Source organism: Pseudoalteromonas sp. APC 3691, from assembly GCF_030408135.1.
Lineage (GTDB): Bacteria > Pseudomonadota > Gammaproteobacteria > Enterobacterales > Alteromonadaceae > Pseudoalteromonas.
In genome coordinates this window covers 1-22,283 of the sequence record NZ_JASDCB010000001.1, presented here as the reverse complement: position 1 = coordinate 22,283, position 22,283 = coordinate 1, and the positions used below count along the sequence as shown (strand labels likewise).

The following is a 22,283-nucleotide window of genomic DNA, read 5'->3' as shown; positions in this document are numbered from 1 at the left end:
TTACCTTCTTAAGAATGTTTTTAATAATTGTTCGGTTTCATATAAAGGTAAGCCTACAACAGAAAAATAGCTACCCGCAATGTGAGTTACAAAGCGGCCGCCTAAACCTTGGATACCGTAGCCACCGGCTTTATCTTGTGGCTCACCTGACTCCCAATAAGCATTAATTTCTTCATCTGTTAAGGTTTTAAAAGTAACATCTGTGCTTGCAACACAGCTAAGCACATCATTTTGCGTCGCAAATGCAACTGCGGTAAGAACTTGATGCGTGTTACCTGACAGGCGTTTTAATGTGTTTGTAAAATCGTTTTTATCACGAGGTTTACCCAGTGATTCGTTGTCGATAACAACCACGGTATCACTACCAAGCACAGGACGATCAGTATATCCAAGCTCAACACCGCTTTGTGCTTTTAAGCGCGCTAAACGCTCAACAAGAGCTCTAGGTTGCTCGTTTGGAAGTGGGCTTTCATCTGCATCAACACTAAACTGTGTAAATTCGACACCTAATTGGCTTAATAACTCTTTACGACGGGGAGAGGCTGATGCCAAATATATTGAGGTAGTCATTACCTGATCCTAAAATGTCTGCGATATTTACGAAGCAGTAAAAAAACCCAAAACCAGCTAACCATTCCGGTTGCTACTGGCCATAAATACTGTGGATTAAAGTAAACATCTAACAAAAAATGATTTAGCCAAAATTGCATTAAATGGTACAGCGTTAAAAATAAACCAACTAATAAGCTTTGTTGCCAAAGCGAAAAGTTACGAATTTTTTGAAAGTTACTTGCGGTTATAAATATACATACTGAGAATGTAAGCGAGTTCACGCCCAGCGGTGAGCCAGACGCCAAATCGATTAATAAACCAACAATCCAAGCAGTACCAATATTTAAACGATGCGGTACTGCTAACGACCAATACATAAGTACAAGTAAAACCCAGTCAGGTCTAAATGGCTCAAACGAAAATGGAAGTGGCATTAGTGCCATTATTAACGCAAAAAAGATGCTTAGCGCAATTAACAATGAATAACGGTTAATCATCGCTGATTTGCTCCTGTTGATTACGCCATAAAATAACCAGCAAACGAATGCGATCTAGTTGCGCAATAGGTTCTGCAAAAACTTGTGCAAACGGTCGCCCTTCATCACGATTTATTTCGGTTACTACTGCCACCGGGTATCCTTCAGGAAATGTCCCCCCTAAACCCGATGTAACAAGCACATCGCCAATTCGCACATCTAAACTGTGTGGAACGTGAGAGAGCTTAACGACGTTAATTTTACCTATGCCTTCAACAACCGTTCGTACATCGTTACGAAGTATACGCACAGGTGTGGCATGTGTGGTGTCGGTCATTAGTAGCACGCGTGAAGTTGTTGAACCAACCTTTGTAAGCTGCCCTACTACACCCATTTCATCAATTACAGCTTGGCCTTCACTAAGCCCGTCAGTTGTACCACGGTTAATAACAACCTGATGACTATACGGGTTTGAATGTACAGAGAGTACCTGAGCAATTATTTTACGATTTGATTGCTTTGCAGATGAGCCTAATAAGGCACGCAGTTTTTGATTTTCTCTGGCTAGAAATTGATACTGCTGAAGTTGCTCGCTTTGTAGCATTTGCTTTTTTTTCAGCGCTTCGTTTTCAGTAAGAAGTTGATCCCGCGTATGCAGGCTTTTAGCACTTAAGCTAAATAATTCGTAGGGTAAATTAGCAACATAGATTAGTGGGCTAACTAGAGTATTAAGGCTGGTACGAACAACGGTACCACCTTGCGTATATCTGTCTCCAACTATGAGTACGATACTCAAAAGCACTGCGACAAAAAGTCGCAGTTGCAAAGAGACTGTGCGTCCAAACATTAATTTCATTAGTCGTAACTAAAAACGTCACCACCATGAACATCGATCATTTCTAATGCTTTACCACCACCACGCGCAACACACGTAAGTGGATCATCAGCTACAACAACCGGAATACCCGTTTCTTCCATTAATAAACGGTCTAAATCTTTTAACAATGCACCACCGCCAGTAAGTACCATGCCGTGCGCAGAGATATCTGATGCCAGCTCTGGTGGTGATTGCTCAAGCGCAACCATTACTGCACTCACAATACCCATTAACGGCTCTTGTAAAGCTTCTAGGATTTCGTGTGAGTTAAGCGTGAATGAACGCGGAACACCTTCGGCAAGGTTACGACCACGCACTTCAATTTCGATTGGCTCATCAGTTTTGAACGCAGAGCCAATTTGATGCTTAATATTTTCAGCTGTCGCTTCACCAATTAAGCTACCAAAGTTACGACGTACATAATTAATAATAGCTTCGTCAAACTTATCGCCACCAATACGAACAGATGATGAGTAAACAACACCGTTAAGTGAAATAATAGCCACTTCAGTTGTACCACCACCAATATCAACAACCATAGAACCTGTTGCTTCTGATACTGGTAAACCTGCGCCAATAGCTGCTGCCATTGGTTCTTCAATTAAGTAAACTTCACGAGCACCTGCACCCATTGCAGATTCACGTATTGCACGTTTTTCTACTTGAGTAGCACCACACGGTACACAAATTAGTACACGCGGACTTGGACGCATAAAGTTATTGTTGTGCACTTGCTTAATGAAGTGTTGTAACATTTTTTCTGTTACAAAAAAGTCAGCAATAACACCGTCTTTCATTGGACGAATCGCTTTTATATTACCCGGTGTACGACCTAACATAAGCTTTGCTTCTGTACCTACAGATGCAACACTTTTAGGTCCACCAGCACGCTCTTGGCGGATAGCAACAACAGAAGGTTCATTTAATACAATGCCTTCGTCTTTTACATAAATTAGGGTATTGGCTGTACCCAAGTCGATCGATAGATCGTTAGAAAAAATACCACGGAGTTTTTTAAACATGAGGCTGGATGACCTTTGAAATACGTTCTTATATTAGCTGCCTCACTTTAACATGCTCAACTATATGAGCAATATAAAGCGCAGCGCCTTTGTGAATTTGTGAAAAAAGGAAGCAAAGCTTCCTTAATTGAGTTTATCGTTCGCGAACTAAGCGAAAACCAATGTAGTTAGATCTAAAATCAGGCGCTAAAATTAAACGCGTAGATGCACGAGCAAGGCTTGGTGCAAAATTCCACGCTCCGCCTCTTACTGCTACATCAGACTCACCTGATTCTTTATCGGTCCATTCCCATACATTGCCTACGGTATCGTATAATCCAAATGCATTTGGAGAAAAAGAACCTACTGGTGATGCACGTCTATTTGACCATTCACTACCACACCAACCACAGTTAGCTAGGTTTTTACCAATTTCGTTACCCCAAGGGTATTCTGTTTCGGTTCCTGCACGTGCTGCGTATTCCCACTCAACTTCGTTAGGTAAACGAAATTGCTGTCCTGTTTGACCCGATAACCACTCAGCGTAAGCTTTTGCATCGTTATAAGTTAAACATACAGCAGGAAAGTCACTGCCTTGCTCAAAACCAGGATTACGCCAATTTAAATTTGCTTCCCATACTGGTTCGCCATTTAAATAATACGCACACCCTTTATTTTTTTCCGCTTGAGTTTTATAACCTGTATTTGCTACAAATTTTTCGTAGGCACCTACGGTTACTTCTTTACTTTGCATAGCGAAAGAATTTGCTATTACTTTTTCAATTACTGGACGTTCATTAGCTAAACCATTGCCATTGATATCGCCCATTTTAAATTTGCCTGCAGGAATAACGACAACCGGCGTTTCAACGTTTGCATTTAATACATTAACGTTTTCACTAACCTGGCGTGTTGTTACTTCTGGTTGCTCTCGAGTATAGGTCGGTGCAGCAATCGACTTAGGCTTTTTTACCAAATTTGCATTAATTGTTTGTGCTTTATTCAAATCAACACGAACTTGATAAGGCTTATAGCCAAGTTTACGTATTTCAATGTTGTGAATACCCGGCGGTAAACGTGTGATCAAGCGTGTTGAGCCAAAGCTTACACCATCGATAAACACTTCATCGTCGTATACGTTTGATCGTAATGTCAGCTCTATTGATTGATCCTTCTTCTTATTAAGGATAGAAGGGTAATCTTTTTTCGCCGATGCAGGTTTAACTGAATAATCACGTACTGGCTGCTTCTCTAAACGAGAAACCGACACCGTGTTGCTATTATCCGCGCTATTACTGAATGTTAACTGACTATCAGTAAATGTATTGTTATACGCGGGTTGATAAGCAGCTGTAAGTGGCGTGCCGTACTCAGAACAATAACGGTTATCAATGCTTAATAAGCTACATAAACGGCTACTGTTTACTTCGCCGCGCATGGTTACGCTTAAGTTGACGTTGTAGTTACCTTGGCCGCTAAATGCACTGTTAACTACATGGCTACTTAATATTTGTACTTGAGCGCCCGCCAAATTACGTTTTGGCTCAACAATGCGCTCTTCTGTTAGATTTGCAAATATTTGATCTACAAAGCGTTTAGTTGCTTTTTGCAGCCCCATTTGCTGACCGCGTTGCTCACACGCTGCTAGCGTTTCTGTTCGCTTACAGTTAATCGTATGGTTAACTTCAAGCGTGCCTTCACGTGTAAACTCGTTACGTAAACGCTCTACTCTGGCTGTAGTTAACTGCTCTTTTAAGCTCTCTAAAGTATTTAAAAGCGTATGTTTAGCAACACGAATTTGCTCTATATCTTTACGGTGGGATGCAATTGCCGCCAACTGCATAGAAATATCATCTTTGTTTTGCTTATGATCAATCACCGCTTTTTGATAGCGTGATTGAGCCGCACTAATATTAATAGTGGGATCGTCAATTAAACGACGGTACATTTCGTTCATCGCATCGAGCGCTTGGTTTTTTTCTTTATCTAGCTCTGTAGAACGAGAACGAAGTAGCTCTAGTTGATTTTGTAACTGACTTTCTTCTTTAAGATGTTTTTCAAGTATTCTTGTCGAGTTATCGTATTCTGTCTGTTTAACACTAATCTCTGACTCAATTCCAGTTACTGTAGCTGTGTCTTGTGCAAATGCACTACTAGCTAACAAACTAGCTGAAATTAACAGAGATAAAGGAGTAATTCGCATATATTCCAGTCCCAAAAAGCGGCAATTATTTGGTCGTTATTATTTTTTATAATTAAAGCCTTATGCTATGTACTTGCAGCACAAAACACAAGCTTTGTTCAATTATTATCTTAGTTTACAACTATTCGCGTGTTTCACGCCAGTAAATAACCCGATCATTTCCTCTAAAGCGTCCAAATTGTAAAATAGTACGAGGATCAAGCTATGTTCCATCGCCCTGCCAATCCTACTTTAACCAATCATAAGTATTATATTTTAAGGTAAATTCACCCAAACCATTTGGCTGTGCATAAATACCATTGTTTGCCGGATACACTCCCGCCTCTAACTGGCCAGATACACCCGTTCCATATTCATAGGCTAATTGCGGGCTGTTAGGTGATATTTGAGTAATTTGGGTATGATCAAATACACTACAGTTATCTTCAGCGTTATTTACAAATCCACTGCCATTGTAATACTGAGCCTGCATAGGAATAAGTAAAGGGTCGAGATCGGAGCCTGCGTTATTACCAAGTACTAAACGTCCAAACCTAAACTCTATTGGTAATGTATTTAGTCGTACACTATTACAGCCATCTGAACATGCTGTTTGTGTATTAGGTTTATCATTTGCATCAATGAGCGTTGCTCCTTCTATGTTAGAAAGCGTTGCCATTAAACTGACCATAGCGAACGGTCTGTCTGCTTGCCCTACACCTAATCTTTGAAGTGTGGTGTTTATTTGACTCATTTGCCATTGGCCGTCGCTTATATCTCCCCAGTTATTATTCCCTAGGTTTACTAAGCGGCTAGCAAAATTAGTTGCGGGTACATAGTTAGCCACTTCATTATTTTCGGCATTAATGACTACACTCGATTTATCAAAGCCCTCTTTATAATTAGCCATTAGCTCACCATTTTGATTTAGTGCTTGTACTGTAAAGCCGAGTTCAAAAGGTTGATCAAGGTAAGTTAAATTACTGCCGTATTGCGTGCATTGTGCGGCAGCTTGAACCCCCACTACCTGAAACTGCGAAGGTGCAAAACGACCAATATTATATAATTCACCTTTTACATCTCCCGCGCCAAAGTAATCGGCATCTTGCAGACCTGCTGTTAAATCAATGATGCCAACTTGGTCGTAATTATACTGCGATATAGATTCACTCAAACTGCCTGTGTCACTAAAGGCAACAGTGCTCATCGCTTCAAGCGTACCTTGAACGCCTGGCGTAGGCGCTTTAAGTAATGCCTCTACAAGTGGTTGCTCTGTAATAAAGTGCTTGGCAATGGTGTTATTTGTTATATTGCTGTAGTTATCTGGGTAACCATCGTTGTTAGTGTCTTGCCCTGTTTGCCATTGCACCGCATTCATCTTTAAATCAAATGCTTCGCCAGTTAATCTAAATAAACTTCCATCAGCGTCTGTTGCATAACCATCACTTGCAACTTCCATCGCTAATCCAAATGGCTTTACAACATACTCATTTGAACTCCCCGTTAAATTTACTGATAAATTAGTGACTGGGTCTAAAATTAAATTGGTATTTACATTTAAACTCAACTTTCCTGCATCGGGATAATTTATAACAATCGGAGCTTTAGACTCACTATCAAAGTTTAGTATGAACGATTTAGAAGCTTGCTCTACCGCAAAGGTATTATTGTTATTACTAAGTGAAACCGTATCAGAGCAACTTGCACCCGCGCTGCATGTATACGATAAATCTAAGCTCACATCACCACCAGCGGGAAATGCCGCTTCGCATACGCCCGTAGTGGTATTAGTTTTTACCGCCTGGATAGATAACGCTTTTGCATTAAATCCAGTATTTGAAGGCTTTGCTGATAGCTGAGTTGGAATGGTAGTATTTCCATCTGTATCATTATTAAAAATAAATCCAGCATCAGAAAACGTAACTTTACAGCCGCTTAATCCAACATTATTGCCTGCAATATAACAACGAAGAGGTGCAGAAGGCTCTGCAGTGTTATACCCAAATGTAACACTGCCTGTGGTGCGTTTAGCAAATTCGACAACCGCGGATCCTGTAAAATTAATATTCTCTCCTGTAACCCAGCTTTGTTGCCCACTATTATCTGGAGAAAGGTTTAAACTAGACGGCTCAGCAAATAATAAATCGCAGGCATCATTAGCGCAGGCTGTGAGTGTCATCTCTTTAGCTTCACACGTTAGAGCATTATTATCGCTGATTGTTAAACGATAATGATCTAGGGTTTCTGGTGTATAAATACCACAAAAACCAGGGATGCTTTCGGGTACTGGTAGAGCGTCAAACGTTGAGCTCCCTTCGGTAATAATTTGAGTAGCCGATGTAATTGCCCCCTGATACGTTACATTTTGTGCGATTCTTACCTCACCAGTGGCAACAATATAGGCCGCAATATTGGCATCGGCTGCAATAGCAATCGCACCATCCACATAAATAGCCAAGTACGCGCCGGTTTCGACCACTATATTTGTTTTACCTATATTCAAAAATGAAGTTGATAATAGTGAGGTTGTGTCTTTTAAAAATATACGTGTAGGCGCTGTTACTCTGTACTCTGTTTCCAGCATACTTAACTGCAACTCGTCGTAGTAATACATTCATTTTGCTGCTTTGCATTGTGAGTGTTATTGGGTAATCAATAAAATCAGCCACAATATTTTCAGGGGCTATATCAACTAAATCTTTTGTAGTCCAAGGGAGTGACTGAATTATTTCTTCATCGCTGAGATTTGGTTTATCCATTTGCACTATTTGATAAAAATAATGCGGTATAACTAAATTAACGGCACAAATATCAGTAGAAACCTCATTTGTACAAGCAACAATTGCAGCGGTATAATCAGTTTGCTCAGACACATTAACACTGTGAGAACTGTGAACCATCCATCGGTCGCTTTGTTTTTTTAAACATACTGCGTTAACAGTATCTGCGTAAGTTGCAACACCAATAGCTGTATTTGGATCTAAACTACGATTTAACCACGAAAACAGCTTTTCTTTCATATAGCTACTAATGTTAATTATGTATGAAATAAGTGTCGTACATTTTAACTACTTTGCCAAATTGAAAACCAAAAAAATGCATGAAACATTCAAAATAGATGAAAATAACCAAATACAACAAATAGATAGCTCGTTTCTAAAAAAGAGAAATATTTATTTAGGTATAAAACGTGATGATTTGCTTCATCCGTTAATAAGTGGCAATAAATGGCGTAAATTAAAATATAATTTAGCGTACATGCAAAAGATAAATAAGACAGAACTTCTGACTTTTGGTGGTGCATTCTCAAACCATATTCACGCCTGCGCAGCTGCGGGAAAAGAGTTTAATATAAAAACTCATGCAATTATCCGCGGACCAGAACTTGATAACAACAATCCGACAATTCAGTTTGCAAAACATTGTGGTATGAACCTACATGTTGTTAATCGTATAGAGTATCGAAAACGTCACGACACCGAATACCTTAATGCTCTGCAAGAGCGTTTTCCAAACGCTTATATCATCCCTGAAGGTGGTACAAATGAACATGCTTTATTAGGGTGTAAAGAATTAGTACAAAGCTTACCTGAACATAGCTACTTAGTTTGTCCTACAGGTAGTGGTGGCACGCTTGCTGGACTAATAGAAGGCAGTGCTTCAACAACACAAGTTATTGGTATAGCGGTATTAAAACAAGCTGAATATTTAAATGAAAAAATAAAAAAGCTGAGCGCTAAAGCTAATAACCAAACTAACTGGCAATTACTCACAGAGTTTCATGATGGGGGTTATGGTAAGTTTTCACCTGAGTTATGGCAGTTTTGCCAAGATATGGGCCACACTTATAATCTGCCACTTGAGCCTATTTATAGCGGAAAAATGATGTATGCATTGTGGCAGCTTATTGAGCAAGATTATTTCCCATCTGGGAGTAAAATTATTGCTGTTCATACCGGCGGGCTTCAAGGATTAAATGGGCTTAAATATAGAGGGTTAATCTAGACCTTAATTAAATACCGCTTGCGTAAACTCTTGAAGCGGCTCTGAAAAGTAAAAACCTTGAGCTCCTACCACTCCCAATTTGGTAAGCGTAAGTAGCTCTTTTTGAGTCTCTACGCCCACCGCGTATACGGGTAGATTTAAAAGACTAGCGGCTTCGACTATCTTTTTTATTTTCTTTTGATTTTGAATTTTTTCATTTAATAAATGAACCAGTTCGTAAGATAACTTAAGTCCACATACTTGGTTATAATCAACTAGCATGGCTACTTTCTCACTACTTTTTACATTATCAATCACAATATGTGAATACCCTTTTTTAATAACATTAAGCGCATTAGTTATCGACTCTCTATAAGTAAAAAATTCAGCCTCACTTATTTCAAATTGTAATTTAGCATTTAACTTAAGCTCTGCCATTTGATTGGCTAACCACTCCCAAAATACAGTATTAAACCAATTTTTAGGGTGTAGATTTACACTAACAGTTAAAGCCGAAGACTCACTGAGCATTAGCTTTTTGACTTGTGTTATTACAGTTTTATCTAATATTAAAGCGTCTTGATCACTATAAACCTGTTTAATAAAATAACGAGCGGCCAGTAAACCAAGTTGGCTATGCCTAACCCGAATAAGAGCTTCATGCTGCAGGATATCTCCACTAGAGAGTTCAAATACAGGCTGAAAGAATAATATAAATTTATTCTTTTTAATGTTTTCTATAACCTGTTTGCTAGAGAGGTGTTTTTCTTGGCAGTGATTTAACGTTAAACGGTGGCAGTGCCGCAATAGGCTGCTTTGTGATAGTACGAGTGCTGATTTTGCTAACTTATAAACCGCCACTTGATCAGCGCTTAATTGATAATCACACGCACCTATTTTAATATTTTTATGAGTAATATTTTTTTGATGATTTTGACATATTAAAAACACATTTTTATGAAGCTTTTCAACGTAGCTATTCAACTCGCTAATAGAAATGTTTGGTAAGGTAACTGCTAAGTAATTAGAGTTTAGTATTTTTACCGACACACTTTTAAGTTCGGCTAATTTTTTAGTAATTAAGACTTTAAAATTGGCTTCTATATCTGTTTTTTTATCAAAGCTACAATCACACTTAATAAGTAAAAATAAGTTATGTGATGCTCTATTAACTCCATACAAAGAACTTAAATCACATTTTTTTGTCTGTGCGATTAGTTGAGTATTTTTATGCCTTTGTTGAATCATTTTAGTCGGCTGTATAACTGTATTTTTAAGCATTACTTTACGGTTTACTTTTAACAGACTCCACCAGCGATAAGACCAATTAGCAGCGCCTAATATAATCAAATTTAAAAATATAAATAAGTAGCTTTGTGTTACCCACACTGGATAGTGATAAAGGCTCAAACTTAACGTTTTAAAAGTAAAAACTTCGCGTTCTAAATTTACTAAGTTTCTAAAGTGATCTGAAGAATTTTGCACCTCCAGCTTAAAGCCTTCACTTTTAGCTAATGCGACTAACACTTCATTATTTATAGAGGGGGATAAATTTAATTCGTAAACACGCTTAACAAACTGCTGTCCAGAAACATGTGCTTTTTGATGTAATGCATCATTTAAAATGAAATTAAAACTAATAAGTATCACCAGAAACAGAACAAAAGAGATACCTTTGAAGTACTTTAAAAGCCAGAGTTTACTCTTTTGCATAGCCTGCCACTCGTTATATTAATAACTAAAGTGTTGTTCAATATCTATAGAAGCACAAGGTTGCAAACTAAGTTTAAACTTTTATTAATAGCACTAAACAAAAAACACTCAAATAAACGAGAGCTTACAAAAATAAACAGCTATGCCCTTTATTCTGTAAATAGATGAAAGCCATCGACAAAGCATTAAATCTCGTAACTCTTGTACTTTAGGGTGTGATTCATCTTCACTATCAGTTTGAGGTAAACCTTCAGGATTAAAAATTTTAACCTCAGCACCAAAATACGTTAATAAACGTGCACTCTCCTCTATTACCAACTTGCTATAAGAACGCGCTCTTAATGATCCATATCACAATAAAATTTTAGGTTTGTGCTCAGAAAAACTAACGTTAAAATTTTTAGTATGTGGAACAACGCTGTGTGTTTTATTTGTATTTGGTAACCCATTAACTTCTGACATTTATAACTCAACCTTTACCAAATGAATATACGAAAAATCGAATATATGAAATTTCACATGCAAAAGCGCGTGAGTCAAATTCTATTTTATAAACTTTTTAAGTTATTAAAAAATCGGCTCAAGCCAATGGAAGGGATTGCGGTAGGTATTTGATAAAAATATTAAATTATATGTATAGCGCAACTATTTATTTAAACAGCGAATTATAGTTTCACGTAGTTTTTGTGTTTTAATGGGTTTTGCAACATGAGCATTCATGCCAATAGATAAGTATCGTGTAATCATCTTTCATAACATTAGCTGTTAAGGCAATTATTGGAATATTTGCGATAGTTTCATCACTATCATTACGAATAATTTGAGTCGCCTCAACACCGTCCATGATAGGCATATGAATATCCATTAAAATTATATCAAACGACTCTAATTTTACTGTTTGGATGCACTCTAATCCATTATCAACTAAGTAAACCTGAGCGCCGCTATTTTCTAGTATGTTGGTAACTATTAGTCGATTGATTGAATTATCTTCTACAACTAATACTTTAATACCCGCCAGCGACTGTTCACTCACAGTATTTACTTTAGGCACTTCATTAAAAAAACCTAACACTCTACTGCTCACCTCCTTATACAAGACACTCGAATAAACAGGTTTTTACAAAATTGTGTTTATATTTATTTTGTTAGCCACATCATTAAGTAAAACCTCATGATCCCTTGTAAGTACAATTATATTATTGCAAAGCTGGGGATTAATATTATAAATACGCGTTAAAAATGTTTCACTACTCATCGCTGGCATTATCCAATCGACAATAATGACTTTAAATTTTTCTTTATTCTGTTCAATAATATCAATAGCTTGCTTAGCAGACGAGCACGCAGTACATACTAAACCCATAGCTGTAAGCTGATTTTCAATTACTTTAAGGTCATCTTCATTATCATCTATAATTAATACATCAAACGGATCAGTAAAGATTAGGTTAGCCGTATCATCAATCAACGCTTGGTTGTTCAATTTAACTTTGACCGAAGCAACAAACTCACTACCCACACCTTGAGTGCTGTGTACCGTTATATCACCACCCATCAATTGGCATAAACGCTTACTAATTGTTAAACCTAACCCTGTACCACCAAACTTCCTAGTTGTAGAACTATCTGCCTGAGTAAATGATTCAAATAAATTGCTAAGATTATCCTCAGCGATGCCAATACCTGAGTCTTTAACTGTAAAATATAAGCAAACACTTTGCGGATCGTCTAATAACTTTCTTGACTCAATTAAAACCGATACAGTGCCGTGAGGGGTGAATTTAATTGCGTTAGAGCATAAATTTAACAGCACCTGATTTATTCGCACTACATCGCCGATTAAGTCCAGTTTAACTGCCTCATCAATGCTAATATCAAATGTGACCCCTTTACTTTGGGCCAATTCATTGAAGGTTGCTTTGATATAATCAACAACCGAATTTACGGAAAAAGGAAATTCTTCAAGGTTAACATTTCCAGACTCAATTTTTGAAAAGTCTAAAATATCGTTAATAACCACCAGGAGTTGATCTGAAGAATATTTAATTTTATTTAAATAATGCTCATATTCCCCAGGCAAACCTTTTTCTAGCAAAATGTTGGTTAAGCCAATAATCCCACTCATAGGCGTTCTAATTTCATGACTCATATTTGCTAAAAATTCAGACTTAGCGGATGTCAGCTTTTCGGCCTCATCTTTGGCTTGCAACAGTTCTTCAGTACGCTGATCAACGCGAGACTCTAATCTTTGCTTTTCTTCATCAAGCTCTTTTAAAAGTTGGATGCGGCGTTGATTTAAAAACAATACGAAAACTAAAAAGCTGCTAAGAATACAGATAATCGCAGTAGCGCTGTAAATCAATGTTTTATTTTGCTCAAAATAGGTTGGCTCGTAATAAGATATAATCGACTTTTCTGGCAAGCTTTGTGAAGCTATATCGAACTTGTTTAATTGACGCCAATCGTAAGCATAAACACTTAGTTCTTCACCACTGATTGCACTTAGACTTTTATTTTCATTGTATAAAATTATCGAATCGGCAATACGTGCGCCTATTTTTTCACCCGACAACACATACCCACCAACAACACCTGAACCTAATAGTACCTCCCAATAACTAAAAACGGGCGCTGAACTTACTTCAGCTAATCGCTCTACTAGCTGATAAGGGCTAAGAGATTTATTATCGTAATACCTGAAAATGGGTGTAAACAATATAATTGAATCATCTGGCGCATTTTTTATTCTAGTGAGTAGCTCTGGCATTGAAAGATCAAACCACTTTTCTACGTCTAAATACGAAAAGTCACGGTTAATAACCGAAAATAGCCCTCGATAAAAGCTCATCCCAATATCATTTTTTGTATCTAATATAACGATTAATTTTTTAGGCTTCATTAAATTAACAGCGCTTGCTGTTGCTTGCGCGTAGTCTAATTTAGCTTGGATCACTGCTCCATTGGTGCTTTCAGGTAAACTAAATTGAGCGCCTGGTTCTAAATATATTCTTGGAGCATTTATAAAAAAATCATCTAATTGCGATAAAAGTACAGCTGCAGAAGGCGACTGAGTAACAATGATATCTATGTGCTTATTTTTATATTTTTGCTTAAGGTAGTCCTTCATTAACTGTTTTTGATTTGCTTCATCAAAGCGGTTTACATCCATATTTTCAACGAAGAGTTCATAACTAAAAGAACGTTCTATAAGTTTTTTACGCAGTCCAGAATCAACACTTTTGTGCCAAGGCATATCTTGGTTTGTTGAATTTATAAATAAAACATGAGTAACATTTGAAGAAGATTGAGCGTTTGAAATTGGACTCAAAAATTGAAAAACAAGAAATAAAAATAAGATATTAGTTTTCATGTTTCTCATTGTGTAATTAAGGTAAAAGTCTTTTAATGGTAAGTGTTAACGATATACATATCAATTAAAGATAATGTAAATTTCACCATAATTTAACATACTTACTAATACTATTTCATTTTATTGCTTAATGACGATATTCATTGATAGTTCTTGGGTGCCCTCGCTAAACAACCCGCATAAAAAAGCCCCGTATGAACGGGGCTTTTCTATAATAAATCTTTACACTGTAAAAGTTGGAAAACTAGAATGGGATATCGTCGTCAAAATCAATGGTCGGTTCCATTGGGTTTGATGCACCACCTTGCGGGGCGTTTTGCGGTTTAGGAGCGAAGCCACCTTGCTGTTGTGGTGCACTTTTTTGCTGTGGTGCATAACCACCTTGCGGCTGATATTGATTACTTTGCTGCTGTGGTGCTGGAGCCGGTTTTGGTTGTGCTGCTGGTGCGGCTTGTTGCTGTGGATTGTAGCCACCTTGCTGTGCGCCTTGACCTTGGTTATTTTGACCGTAACCACCACTTTGTTGGCCACCTTGCGGCTGATTACCTTGGTAACCACCACCTTGTTGGCCGCCTTGATTACCTTGATAACCACCGCTTTGCTGATCGCCACCGCGTGCGCCAAGCATTTGCATTTGACCTGTAAATCCGTCAACTACAATTTCAGTTGTGTATTTTTCTTGGCCTTGTTGATCGGTCCACTTACGTGTTTGAAGTTTACCTTCAACATAAATTTGTGAACCTTTACGACAATATTCACCAACAATTTCAGCTAATTTGCCAAAGAATACAACACGATGCCACTCAGTTTTATCAACCATTTGGCCAGTGTTTTTATCTTTATAGCTATCCGAAGTTGCTAGGGTAATATTTGCTACACCGTTGCCGTTAGGCATATAACGAACTTCAGGATCTTGCCCTAAATTACCAACCAAAATTACTTTGTTCACACCGCGTGCCATGGAACCATCTCCTATAAATGTTAGATTAAACCAGCGACTTTACGCGCTTGGTCTAGGTCAAATTCTTTATCATTAATCTTTAAATAGCTGCGACTTTCATCGCGAACTACAGTTGCTTCTATTACACCTGGTAAAGCAACTAACTGAGAAGCAAGTACTTGAGCATGCTCTTCAGAATCTAATTTAGTCATTAAACTAATAACTTTACTTTTGGGTGGGACTTGCATTTTCCACGCAATAATAAGCCATATTAACCCAACAAGTGCCGCTGCCGCAAACACAGCTTGCGTCGTTGTAGTTTGTGCTACATAGCCACCTAACATACCGCCCAAAAAGGCGCCTAAAAACTGACTAGATGAGTAGCCACCCATTGCTGAACCTTTTTGGCTTGCAGGTGCTATTCGCGATACAAGCGCAGGCATAGTGGCCTCTAAAAAGTTAAACGCCACAAAATAAAGCAGCATACACACAGCAATGCCTACTACACTATTAACCCATACCGACATTGCTAACATACTAATAGTTAACAAGGCTACTGAGCCAATAAATGCTTGTTTTTCTTTCTCTTTTTTAATGGCCACAATCATTATTGGTACCATTAATAAAAATGCTAAAAATAGCACTGGAATATACAAATACCAGTGATGGTCGGCAACCAAGCCATCTTTAATTAATTGGCTCGGCAGTACCACAAAAATTGTGGTTAGCGTTAAATGCAATAACAATACACCTGCATTTAATCGTGCTAACTGAGGGTGTTTAATTAATTTTTTAATGTCGCTGAAGCTTGCTAATGTATCGCCTTTGGGCGCTTTATTTACCGCCTTTGGCACTAGCATGGTCACTATAAATATACCAAAGACAGCTAAAATAGCAGTCAACCAAAATACACCAGCAATACCCCACGAAGCTGCAACAATTGGCCCAAGTAACATAGCAAAGGCAAAGCTCATTCCTATGCTCATACCAATAACGGCCATTACTTTTGGTCGTTGCTCATCGCGGCTTAAATCTGAAGCAAACGCGAGTAGCGCACTGGCTATTGCGCCCATACCTTGTAAAGCACGGCCTACGGTAACCATTTGGATAGAGTCAGCTAATGCAGCAACGACAGAGCCAATAGCAAATACAACTAAGCCACCAACAATAACCTTTTTACGACCAATCTTATCGGATAATCGACCCATAGGTATTTGTAGTACAGCTTGCGTTAAACCATACGCACCAATGGCAAAACCAATCCAAATAGGCGAAAAACCTTCAAGCGATTGTCCATAAATAGCCAATACAGGCATCAGCATAAACAAGCCGAGCATTCTAAATGCAAACACACTCGCCAGTGATACAGCGGCGCGTTTTTCTCGTGAATTAAGTGAAGATGCGGTCATTATCTGCGTGATCTTACTCTATGAAAAATTGAGGTTGGGATTCTACCATAAGCGTAGCAATAATTAATCGCCTATAAGTAAGGATTTTTCATTGATCAAGGATTAATATTGCTTCGTATTATGCGATACTGAGTAAATAATTTTGGTAATAAACGAGATAGCATGGAAAACATTGAAGTCCGAGGCGCCCGTACGCATAATTTAAAAGACATCAGCCTAACCATCCCACGTGATAAATTAATAGTTATTACTGGTCTATCTGGTTCGGGGAAGTCATCACTTGCATTTGATACACTTTATGCAGAAGGACAACGCCGGTATGTTGAATCACTCTCTGCGTATGCAAGACAATTTTTATCGCTTATGGAAAAGCCTGATGTGGATCACATCGAAGGCCTCTCTCCTGCAATTTCTATTGAGCAAAAATCAACGTCTCATAACCCACGATCAACTGTGGGTACTATTACCGAAATTTACGATTACTTACGACTTATGTTTGCCCGCGTTGGCGAACCACGATGCCCTACACATAATTTACCACTTGCTGCGCAAACAGTGAGCCAAATGGTAGATACTGTTTTGGCACTGCCTGAGGGCAGTAAATTAATGCTGCTTGCGCCTATAGTAAAAGAGCGTAAAGGTGAGCATGTTAAGTTATTAGAACAGCTATCGAGCCAAGGTTATATTCGCGCCCGTATAGATGGTGAAGTATGTGACTTGTCTGATCCACCAACACTTGAGCTTCATAAAAAACATACTATAGAAGTAGTTGTAGACAGATTTAAAGTAAAAGATGGCTTACAACAACGCCTAGCAGAATCGTTCGAAACCGCACTTGAAATGTCTAATGGCGTGGCACATGTAGCATACATGGATGATAGCAGCGCTGAAGAAATTCTATTTTCAGCAAACTTTGCCTGCCCTACTTGTGGCTATGCAATGACTGAACTAGAACCGCGTTTGTTTTCGTTTAATAACCCTGCTGGTGCGTGCCAAACCTGTGATGGTTTAGGTATACGTCAATATTTTGATCCTAATCGCGTAGTGCATAACCCAGAGTTAAGCCTTGCTGGCGGTGCAATTAAAGGCTGGGATAAACGCAGCTTTTATTACTATCAAATGCTACAAGCCGTTGCTGAGCATTATAGTTTTAATTTAGATGTACCTTATCAAGATTTAGACAGCGACTCGAAAAAAATTATTTTAGATGGCTCTGGTAGCACTAAAATTGCGTTTAATTACCGTAACGACCGTGGCGATTTAATTACGCGTAATCACGAGTTTGAAGGCGTTTTAAATAACATGAATCGCCGCTACCGCGAGACCGAGTCAAACTCTGTACGCGAAGAACTTGCTAAATACCAAACAAGCCAAGCGTGTCCTAGCTGTCATGGCTCGCGCTTACGCGAAGAATCTCGAAATGTATTTATTGGACAAACCAACTTACCTGCAATCACATGCATGAGTATTGGTGAAGCCATGGAATTTTTTGAAGGTTTAGAGTTAACCGGACAAAAAGGCCAAATAGCTGAAAAAATATTAAAAGAAATTCGCGACCGCTTATCGTTTTTAATTAACGTTGGCCTAAATTATTTATCACTTGAACGTAGCGCCGATACATTATCAGGTGGTGAGGCTCAACGTATCCGCTTAGCCAGTCAAATTGGTGCCGGTCTTGTAGGTGTAATGTACGTACTAGATGAGCCATCTATTGGATTACATCAACGCGATAACGACCGTTTATTACAAACATTGGTCCATTTGCGCGACTTAGGTAACACCGTTATTGTGGTAGAGCACGATGAAGATGCTATTCGTGCTGCAGATCATATTATTGATATTGGCCCAGGTGCGGGTGTTCATGGTGGGCATATTATTGCTCAAGGTACGCGCGACGATATTTTAGCAAGCAAAGAATCTGTTACGGGCCAATTTTTATCAGGCGTACGTAAAATAGAAATACCAAAAGAGCGTCACCCAACGAACGACAAATGGCTAGAGCTATTTGGCGCAACGGGTAATAACCTTAAAAATGTGGATTTAAAAATCCCATTTGGTTTAATGACCTGTGTGACAGGTGTATCGGGCTCGGGTAAATCAACGCTAATAAACGACACTTTATTTAAACTTGCTCATACAGAGCTAAATGGCGCAACCACTGCCGAAGCGGCACCGTATAAATCAATTAGCGGTTTAGATCATTTTGATAAAGTGATCGATATTGATCAAAGCCCGATTGGTCGTACTCCGCGTTCAAATCCGGCAACCTACACAGGTATATTTACCGGCATTCGTGAGTTATTTGCAGGTACACAAGAAGCGCGTTCACGTGGCTACAAAGTAGGTCGCTTTAGTTTTAACGTTAAAGGCGGACGCTGTGAAGCGTGCCAAGGTGACGGCTTAATTAAAGTTGAAATGCACTTTTTACCTGATGTGTATGTACCGTGTGATGTGTGTAAGAGCAAACGCTATAACCGTGAAACACTCGAAGTCCAATACAAAGGTAAAAACATACACCAAGTACTTGAGATGACTGTTGAAGACGCGCATGAGTATTTTGACAAAATACCGGCTATTGCCCGTAAGCTTAAAACCCTAATGGACGTTGGTTTGTCGTATGTTCGTTTAGGTCAAGCCGCTACTACTCTCTCTGGTGGTGAGGCGCAACGTGTAAAATTAGCGCGGGAGCTATCAAAGCGTGATACTGGTAAAACGCTCTACATATTAGATGAGCCAACAACAGGCTTACACTTTGCTGATATTGAACAGCTGCTTGTCGTACTTCATCGCCTGCGCGATCACGGCAATACAATTGTTGTTATTGAGCACAACCTCGATGTTATTAAAACAGCAGACTGGGTTATCGATTTAGGACCTGAAGGCGGAGCAGGCGGTGGTGAAATACTCATTGCCGGTACACCAGAAGAAGTAGCCGAATGTGAGCGTTCACATACTGGGCATTACCTAAAACCTCTATTAAGTAAATAGAGGTTTTGCTTACCCACCATAAGGAAAGTCGGTGTTAAGTACTTTAGAGTTATAAAGTGGCGGGCAAATAAGCTTCTATATAAAATATAACTCAATTAATCAGCATTTTTTGTGTTTAAATTTATATATAATTTAACCGCGAGGTATAAACCCAAGTGCGTCGTATACCGATTTCAATGTTTTCTCAGCACGTACACTGGCTTTTTCAGCACCTGATTTCATTATGCTATTAAGTAGGTTTTGATCTTCTCTGATCTCTTTAAAACGTGCTTGAATTGGCTCTAACATACTTACTACTGCATCGGCAGTGTCTTTCTTCAAGTGACCATACATTTTGTCTTCATACTCTGGCACTAAGTCTTCAATTGAGCGCTTAGTTGCAACACTCAATAAAGTAAGCAAGTTTGAAACGCCTGGTTTTTCTGTGCGATCAAAATAGATGCGCGCTTGCTCATCTGAATCTGTTACTGCTTTTTTAAGTTTTTTCTCAATCTTTTTAGGCTCGTCTAGCATCACTATAAAACCATTTGGGTTTTCGTCAGACTTAGACATTTTTTTAAGTGGATCTTGCAGACTCATTACGCGAGCGCCAAACTCAGGAATGTACGGCTCTGGTAGCGTAAAAATGTCGCCATATACATTATTAAATCGTGTAGCAATATCGCGCGTTAATTCAAGATGTTGTTTTTGATCATCTCCTACTGGCACTTTATCTGCTTGATATAATAAAATATCAGCCGCTTGCAAAGCTGGATAAGCAAATAACCCCACATTAATATTATTGGCATGTGTTGCTGACTTATCTTTAAACTGCGTCATACGATTAAGCTCACCCATTTGCGCATAACAGTTTAAAACCCAACCAAGTTGAGCATGCTCAGGCACTTGAGATTGTACAAATAATGCAGATTTTTCCGGATTGATACCACATGCTGTATATAACGCAACTCCATCCAGTACGCGAGCGCGAAGTAATTCAGGGTCTTGGCGTACCGTAATCGCATGCAAATCTGCAAGCATAAAGTAGCTATCACATTCTTCCTGTAGCTTAACCCACTGGTTAATAGCGCCAACATAGTTGCCTATTGTCATACCACCGGTTGGCTGCATGCCACTTAATACTACTGGTTTACTCATGATTTTCCTTTATTTAGCTTAATTAATAATATTTAACGCTGCGTTAGAACAGGTATTATATCTAAGAAGTTATCACATAGGTACTGTGGATTATAATCCTTAAGATTTTCACCTTGGTTATAGCCATAACTAAGTGCAATTACGTCTATATTAGCGGCTTTAGCTGCAAGTATATCGCTTTTAGAATCACCTATCATTATTGCTTTATTAGGCTCCGCATTAAGTTTTTTGCAAGCAAATAGCAATGGCTCTGGCGATGGTTTTTTTACCATATCGTCACCGCATACAATCACATCGAAATGACTCGTTAGCGCTAGTTTATCAAGTAGTTTTTCTGTAAATATTCGAGACTTATTAGTGATTAGTGCTTTAGACATACCACGAAGTGCTGCAAGCCCGGTTTCTACATGTTGGTACAAAACACTATACTCACCAACTTGTTGTTCATAGTGCTTATAAAACTGTAATATTGCTTTACTACTAAGTGACTCATCTAGATGCTCACTCACTTGCATATCACCACTCAAAGCGCGTTTAACGAGGACTTCAACCCCATTACCGATCCAGCTTTCGACCAAGCGTTGGCTAACAATAGGAAAAGCGAGGTCACTCAAGGTTAGGTTAATAGCAATATACAAGTCGTAAACGCTATCAACTAAGGTACCATCTAAATCAAATAAGGCTATATCGTATTTCATTACTTAACACTTCCAAGCTGCTCACGCATTTGATCAATCACAACTTTGTAATCTGGTTGGTTAAAAATAGCTGAGCCTGCAACAAACATATCAGCGCCTGCTTGTGCTGCTGCTGCAATGTTATCGACTTTAATGCCACCATCAACCTCTAAGCGAATATCTCGACCCGATTCAATAATGCGTTGCTTAGCTTGGCGTAATTTTTCAAGCGTATGAGGGATAAAGCTTTGCCCGCCAAAACCTGGGTTAACCGACATAAGTAAAATGGTATCTAGCTTATCAATAACATGATCTAAATAACTTAAGCTTGTAGCAGGGTTAAACACTAAGCCTGCTTTACAGCCGTGATCTTTTATTAACTGTATTGTACGATCGACGTGCTCACTGGCTTCTGGATGAAAAGTAATAATTGATGCGCCAGCCTCTGCAAACAATGGAATAAGACTATCTACAGGCTTAACCATTAAATGTACGTCGATAGGTGCTGTAATGCCGTAATCTCTGAGTGCTTTACACACCATAGGACCAATTGTGAGATTAGGTACATAGTGATTATCCATTACATCAAAGTGAACCACGTCAGCGCCCGCTTCGAGTACTTTATCAACATCTTCGCCTAGTTTTGCAAAATCAGCAGACAAAATAGAAGGGGCTATTAAATATTTTTGCTCTGGGTTAAACATGATTAACTCCATCAATAAATAGTGTATTGCGTTAATGTAACTTAATTGAAGATGTTACCCAAGTAATATGGCGTAATAGCCCCACGGCTAGCGCATTTTAATCCCAGACTCTAGCAGGGTTGAGCGGTAATCATCGTCTAGCCCTGCCATTTTCTTTTTCCTCGCCATACTTGCTGACTTAGATGCATCTTGTTTAAAAAGCGCCATGGCTATCTTTCGCATTACATTAAACATTAATGGCCCTTGAAGTTTGCGTATTCTCGATTCATC

The 22,283-nt window shown here is 38.7% G+C and carries 16 protein-coding genes and 3 pseudogenes; 2 read left to right on the top strand and 17 right to left on the bottom strand.

Features of this window, described 5'->3' with window-relative positions; all coding sequences use genetic code 11:
* The 7 genes and pseudogenes from QL998_RS00095 to QL998_RS00065 all read right to left on the bottom strand — a co-directional run bounded on the left by QL998_RS00095 (position 1) and on the right by QL998_RS00065 (position 8,108).
* Positions 1-570 carry a Maf family protein gene (locus tag QL998_RS00095; RefSeq protein ID WP_290191871.1) on the bottom strand — a complete coding sequence of 190 codons (570 nt, stop codon included), beginning with the start codon at positions 568-570 and terminating at the stop codon, positions 1-3.
* Positions 570-1,049, bottom strand: a complete 480-nt coding sequence (mreD, locus tag QL998_RS00090; RefSeq protein WP_290191870.1) for a rod shape-determining protein MreD — start codon at positions 1,047-1,049, stop codon at positions 570-572. The genes QL998_RS00095 and mreD overlap by 1 nt, the downstream gene beginning before the upstream one ends.
* Entirely contained in the window at positions 1,042-1,884 is an 843-nt protein-coding gene (mreC, locus tag QL998_RS00085; RefSeq protein ID WP_173400216.1) for a rod shape-determining protein MreC, read from the bottom strand. The genes mreD and mreC overlap by 8 nt, the downstream gene beginning before the upstream one ends.
* The gene (locus QL998_RS00080; protein ID WP_007586338.1) at positions 1,884-2,927 is read right to left on the bottom strand and encodes a rod shape-determining protein; all 1,044 of its coding nucleotides are present in this window, start codon (positions 2,925-2,927) and stop codon (positions 1,884-1,886) included. The genes mreC and QL998_RS00080 overlap by 1 nt, the downstream gene beginning before the upstream one ends.
* Before the next feature lie 133 nt (positions 2,928-3,060).
* Entirely contained in the window at positions 3,061-5,109 is a 2,049-nt protein-coding gene (locus QL998_RS00075; protein ID WP_182671030.1) for a formylglycine-generating enzyme family protein, read from the bottom strand.
* A 121-nt stretch (positions 5,110-5,230) separates the two neighbouring features.
* Positions 5,231-7,267, bottom strand: a pseudogene (locus QL998_RS00070) (DUF6701 domain-containing protein).
* Between the two features lie 310 nt (positions 7,268-7,577).
* Positions 7,578-8,108, bottom strand: coding sequence for a hypothetical protein (locus QL998_RS00065; RefSeq protein WP_290191868.1), 531 nt, complete (start codon positions 8,106-8,108; stop codon positions 7,578-7,580).
* A 76-nt stretch (positions 8,109-8,184) separates the two neighbouring features.
* Here QL998_RS00065 and QL998_RS00060 point away from each other — a divergent pair, with 76 nt between their 5' ends.
* Complete coding sequence (locus tag QL998_RS00060; protein WP_290191867.1) at positions 8,185-9,093, top strand: pyridoxal-phosphate dependent enzyme; 909 nt, start codon at positions 8,185-8,187, stop codon at positions 9,091-9,093.
* A gap of 3 nt (positions 9,094-9,096) precedes the next feature.
* Here the strand turns inward: QL998_RS00060 and QL998_RS00055 are convergent, their stop codons facing one another.
* The 6 genes and pseudogenes from QL998_RS00055 to QL998_RS00030 all read right to left on the bottom strand — a co-directional run bounded on the left by QL998_RS00055 (position 9,097) and on the right by QL998_RS00030 (position 16,507).
* Complete coding sequence (locus QL998_RS00055; RefSeq protein ID WP_290191866.1) at positions 9,097-10,785, bottom strand: EAL domain-containing protein; 1,689 nt, start codon at positions 10,783-10,785, stop codon at positions 9,097-9,099.
* Between the two features lie 180 nt (positions 10,786-10,965).
* Positions 10,966-11,247, bottom strand: a pseudogene (locus tag QL998_RS00050) (NAD(P)H-dependent oxidoreductase); the annotation flags it as partial.
* A gap of 229 nt (positions 11,248-11,476) precedes the next feature.
* Positions 11,477-11,872: a response regulator gene (locus QL998_RS00045; protein WP_290191865.1), complete on the bottom strand. Its 396-nt coding sequence runs from the start codon at positions 11,870-11,872 to the stop codon at positions 11,477-11,479.
* A 33-nt stretch (positions 11,873-11,905) separates the two neighbouring features.
* Positions 11,906-14,158 (bottom strand): ATP-binding protein, encoded by a 2,253-nt coding sequence (locus QL998_RS00040; protein WP_290191864.1) that lies wholly within the window; start codon positions 14,156-14,158, stop codon positions 11,906-11,908.
* 244 nt (positions 14,159-14,402) lie between these two features.
* Entirely contained in the window at positions 14,403-15,119 is a 717-nt protein-coding gene (gene ssb / locus QL998_RS00035; protein ID WP_024598062.1) for a single-stranded DNA-binding protein, read from the bottom strand.
* Between the two features lie 20 nt (positions 15,120-15,139).
* Positions 15,140-16,507, bottom strand: a complete 1,368-nt coding sequence (locus QL998_RS00030; protein ID WP_149602041.1) for an MFS transporter — start codon at positions 16,505-16,507, stop codon at positions 15,140-15,142.
* Between the two features lie 162 nt (positions 16,508-16,669).
* Here QL998_RS00030 and uvrA point away from each other — a divergent pair, with 162 nt between their 5' ends.
* Positions 16,670-19,495: an excinuclease ABC subunit UvrA gene (uvrA, locus tag QL998_RS00025; protein ID WP_290191863.1), complete on the top strand. Its 2,826-nt coding sequence runs from the start codon at positions 16,670-16,672 to the stop codon at positions 19,493-19,495.
* Between the two features lie 132 nt (positions 19,496-19,627).
* Here uvrA and trpS read toward each other — a convergent pair whose 3' ends face one another.
* The 4 genes and pseudogenes from trpS to QL998_RS00005 all read right to left on the bottom strand — a co-directional run.
* Positions 19,628-20,632 carry a tryptophan--tRNA ligase gene (gene trpS, locus QL998_RS00020; RefSeq protein ID WP_290191862.1) on the bottom strand — a complete coding sequence of 335 codons (1,005 nt, stop codon included), beginning with the start codon at positions 20,630-20,632 and terminating at the stop codon, positions 19,628-19,630.
* 32 nt (positions 20,633-20,664) lie between these two features.
* Positions 20,665-21,330: a phosphoglycolate phosphatase gene (locus QL998_RS00015; protein ID WP_290191861.1), complete on the bottom strand. Its 666-nt coding sequence runs from the start codon at positions 21,328-21,330 to the stop codon at positions 20,665-20,667.
* Entirely contained in the window at positions 21,330-22,013 is a 684-nt protein-coding gene (rpe, locus tag QL998_RS00010) for a ribulose-phosphate 3-epimerase (protein WP_007586288.1), read from the bottom strand. The genes QL998_RS00015 and rpe overlap by 1 nt, the downstream gene beginning before the upstream one ends.
* Before the next feature lie 87 nt (positions 22,014-22,100).
* Positions 22,101-22,283: pseudogene (locus QL998_RS00005) on the bottom strand (ISAs1 family transposase); the annotation flags it as partial.

Bases quoted from the DNA above. Each gene is read 5' to 3' on its own strand.
- QL998_RS00095 (WP_290191871.1), bottom strand. From the start codon at position 570: ATGACTACCTCAATATATTTGGCATCAGCCTCTCCCCGTCGTAAAGAG.
- QL998_RS00065 (WP_290191868.1), bottom strand. From the start codon at position 8,108: ATGAAAGAAAAGCTGTTTTCGTGGTTAAATCGTAGTTTAGATCCAAAT.
- rpe (WP_007586288.1), bottom strand. From the start codon at position 22,013: ATGTTTAACCCAGAGCAAAAATATTTAATAGCCCCTTCTATTTTGTCT.
- QL998_RS00040 (WP_290191864.1), bottom strand. From the start codon at position 14,158: ATGAAAACTAATATCTTATTTTTATTTCTTGTTTTTCAATTTTTGAGT.
- QL998_RS00030 (WP_149602041.1), bottom strand. From the start codon at position 16,507: ATGACCGCATCTTCACTTAATTCACGAGAAAAACGCGCCGCTGTATCA.
- uvrA (WP_290191863.1), top strand. From the start codon at position 16,670: ATGGAAAACATTGAAGTCCGAGGCGCCCGTACGCATAATTTAAAAGAC.
- ssb (WP_024598062.1), bottom strand. From the start codon at position 15,119: ATGGCACGCGGTGTGAACAAAGTAATTTTGGTTGGTAATTTAGGGCAA.
- QL998_RS00075 (WP_182671030.1), bottom strand. From the start codon at position 5,109: ATGCGAATTACTCCTTTATCTCTGTTAATTTCAGCTAGTTTGTTAGCT.
- mreD (WP_290191870.1), bottom strand. From the start codon at position 1,049: ATGATTAACCGTTATTCATTGTTAATTGCGCTAAGCATCTTTTTTGCG.
- QL998_RS00055 (WP_290191866.1), bottom strand. From the start codon at position 10,785: ATGCAAAAGAGTAAACTCTGGCTTTTAAAGTACTTCAAAGGTATCTCT.
- QL998_RS00060 (WP_290191867.1), top strand. From the start codon at position 8,185: ATGCATGAAACATTCAAAATAGATGAAAATAACCAAATACAACAAATA.
- mreC (WP_173400216.1), bottom strand. From the start codon at position 1,884: ATGAAATTAATGTTTGGACGCACAGTCTCTTTGCAACTGCGACTTTTT.
- QL998_RS00015 (WP_290191861.1), bottom strand. From the start codon at position 21,330: ATGAAATACGATATAGCCTTATTTGATTTAGATGGTACCTTAGTTGAT.
- trpS (WP_290191862.1), bottom strand. From the start codon at position 20,632: ATGAGTAAACCAGTAGTATTAAGTGGCATGCAGCCAACCGGTGGTATG.
- QL998_RS00080 (WP_007586338.1), bottom strand. From the start codon at position 2,927: ATGTTTAAAAAACTCCGTGGTATTTTTTCTAACGATCTATCGATCGAC.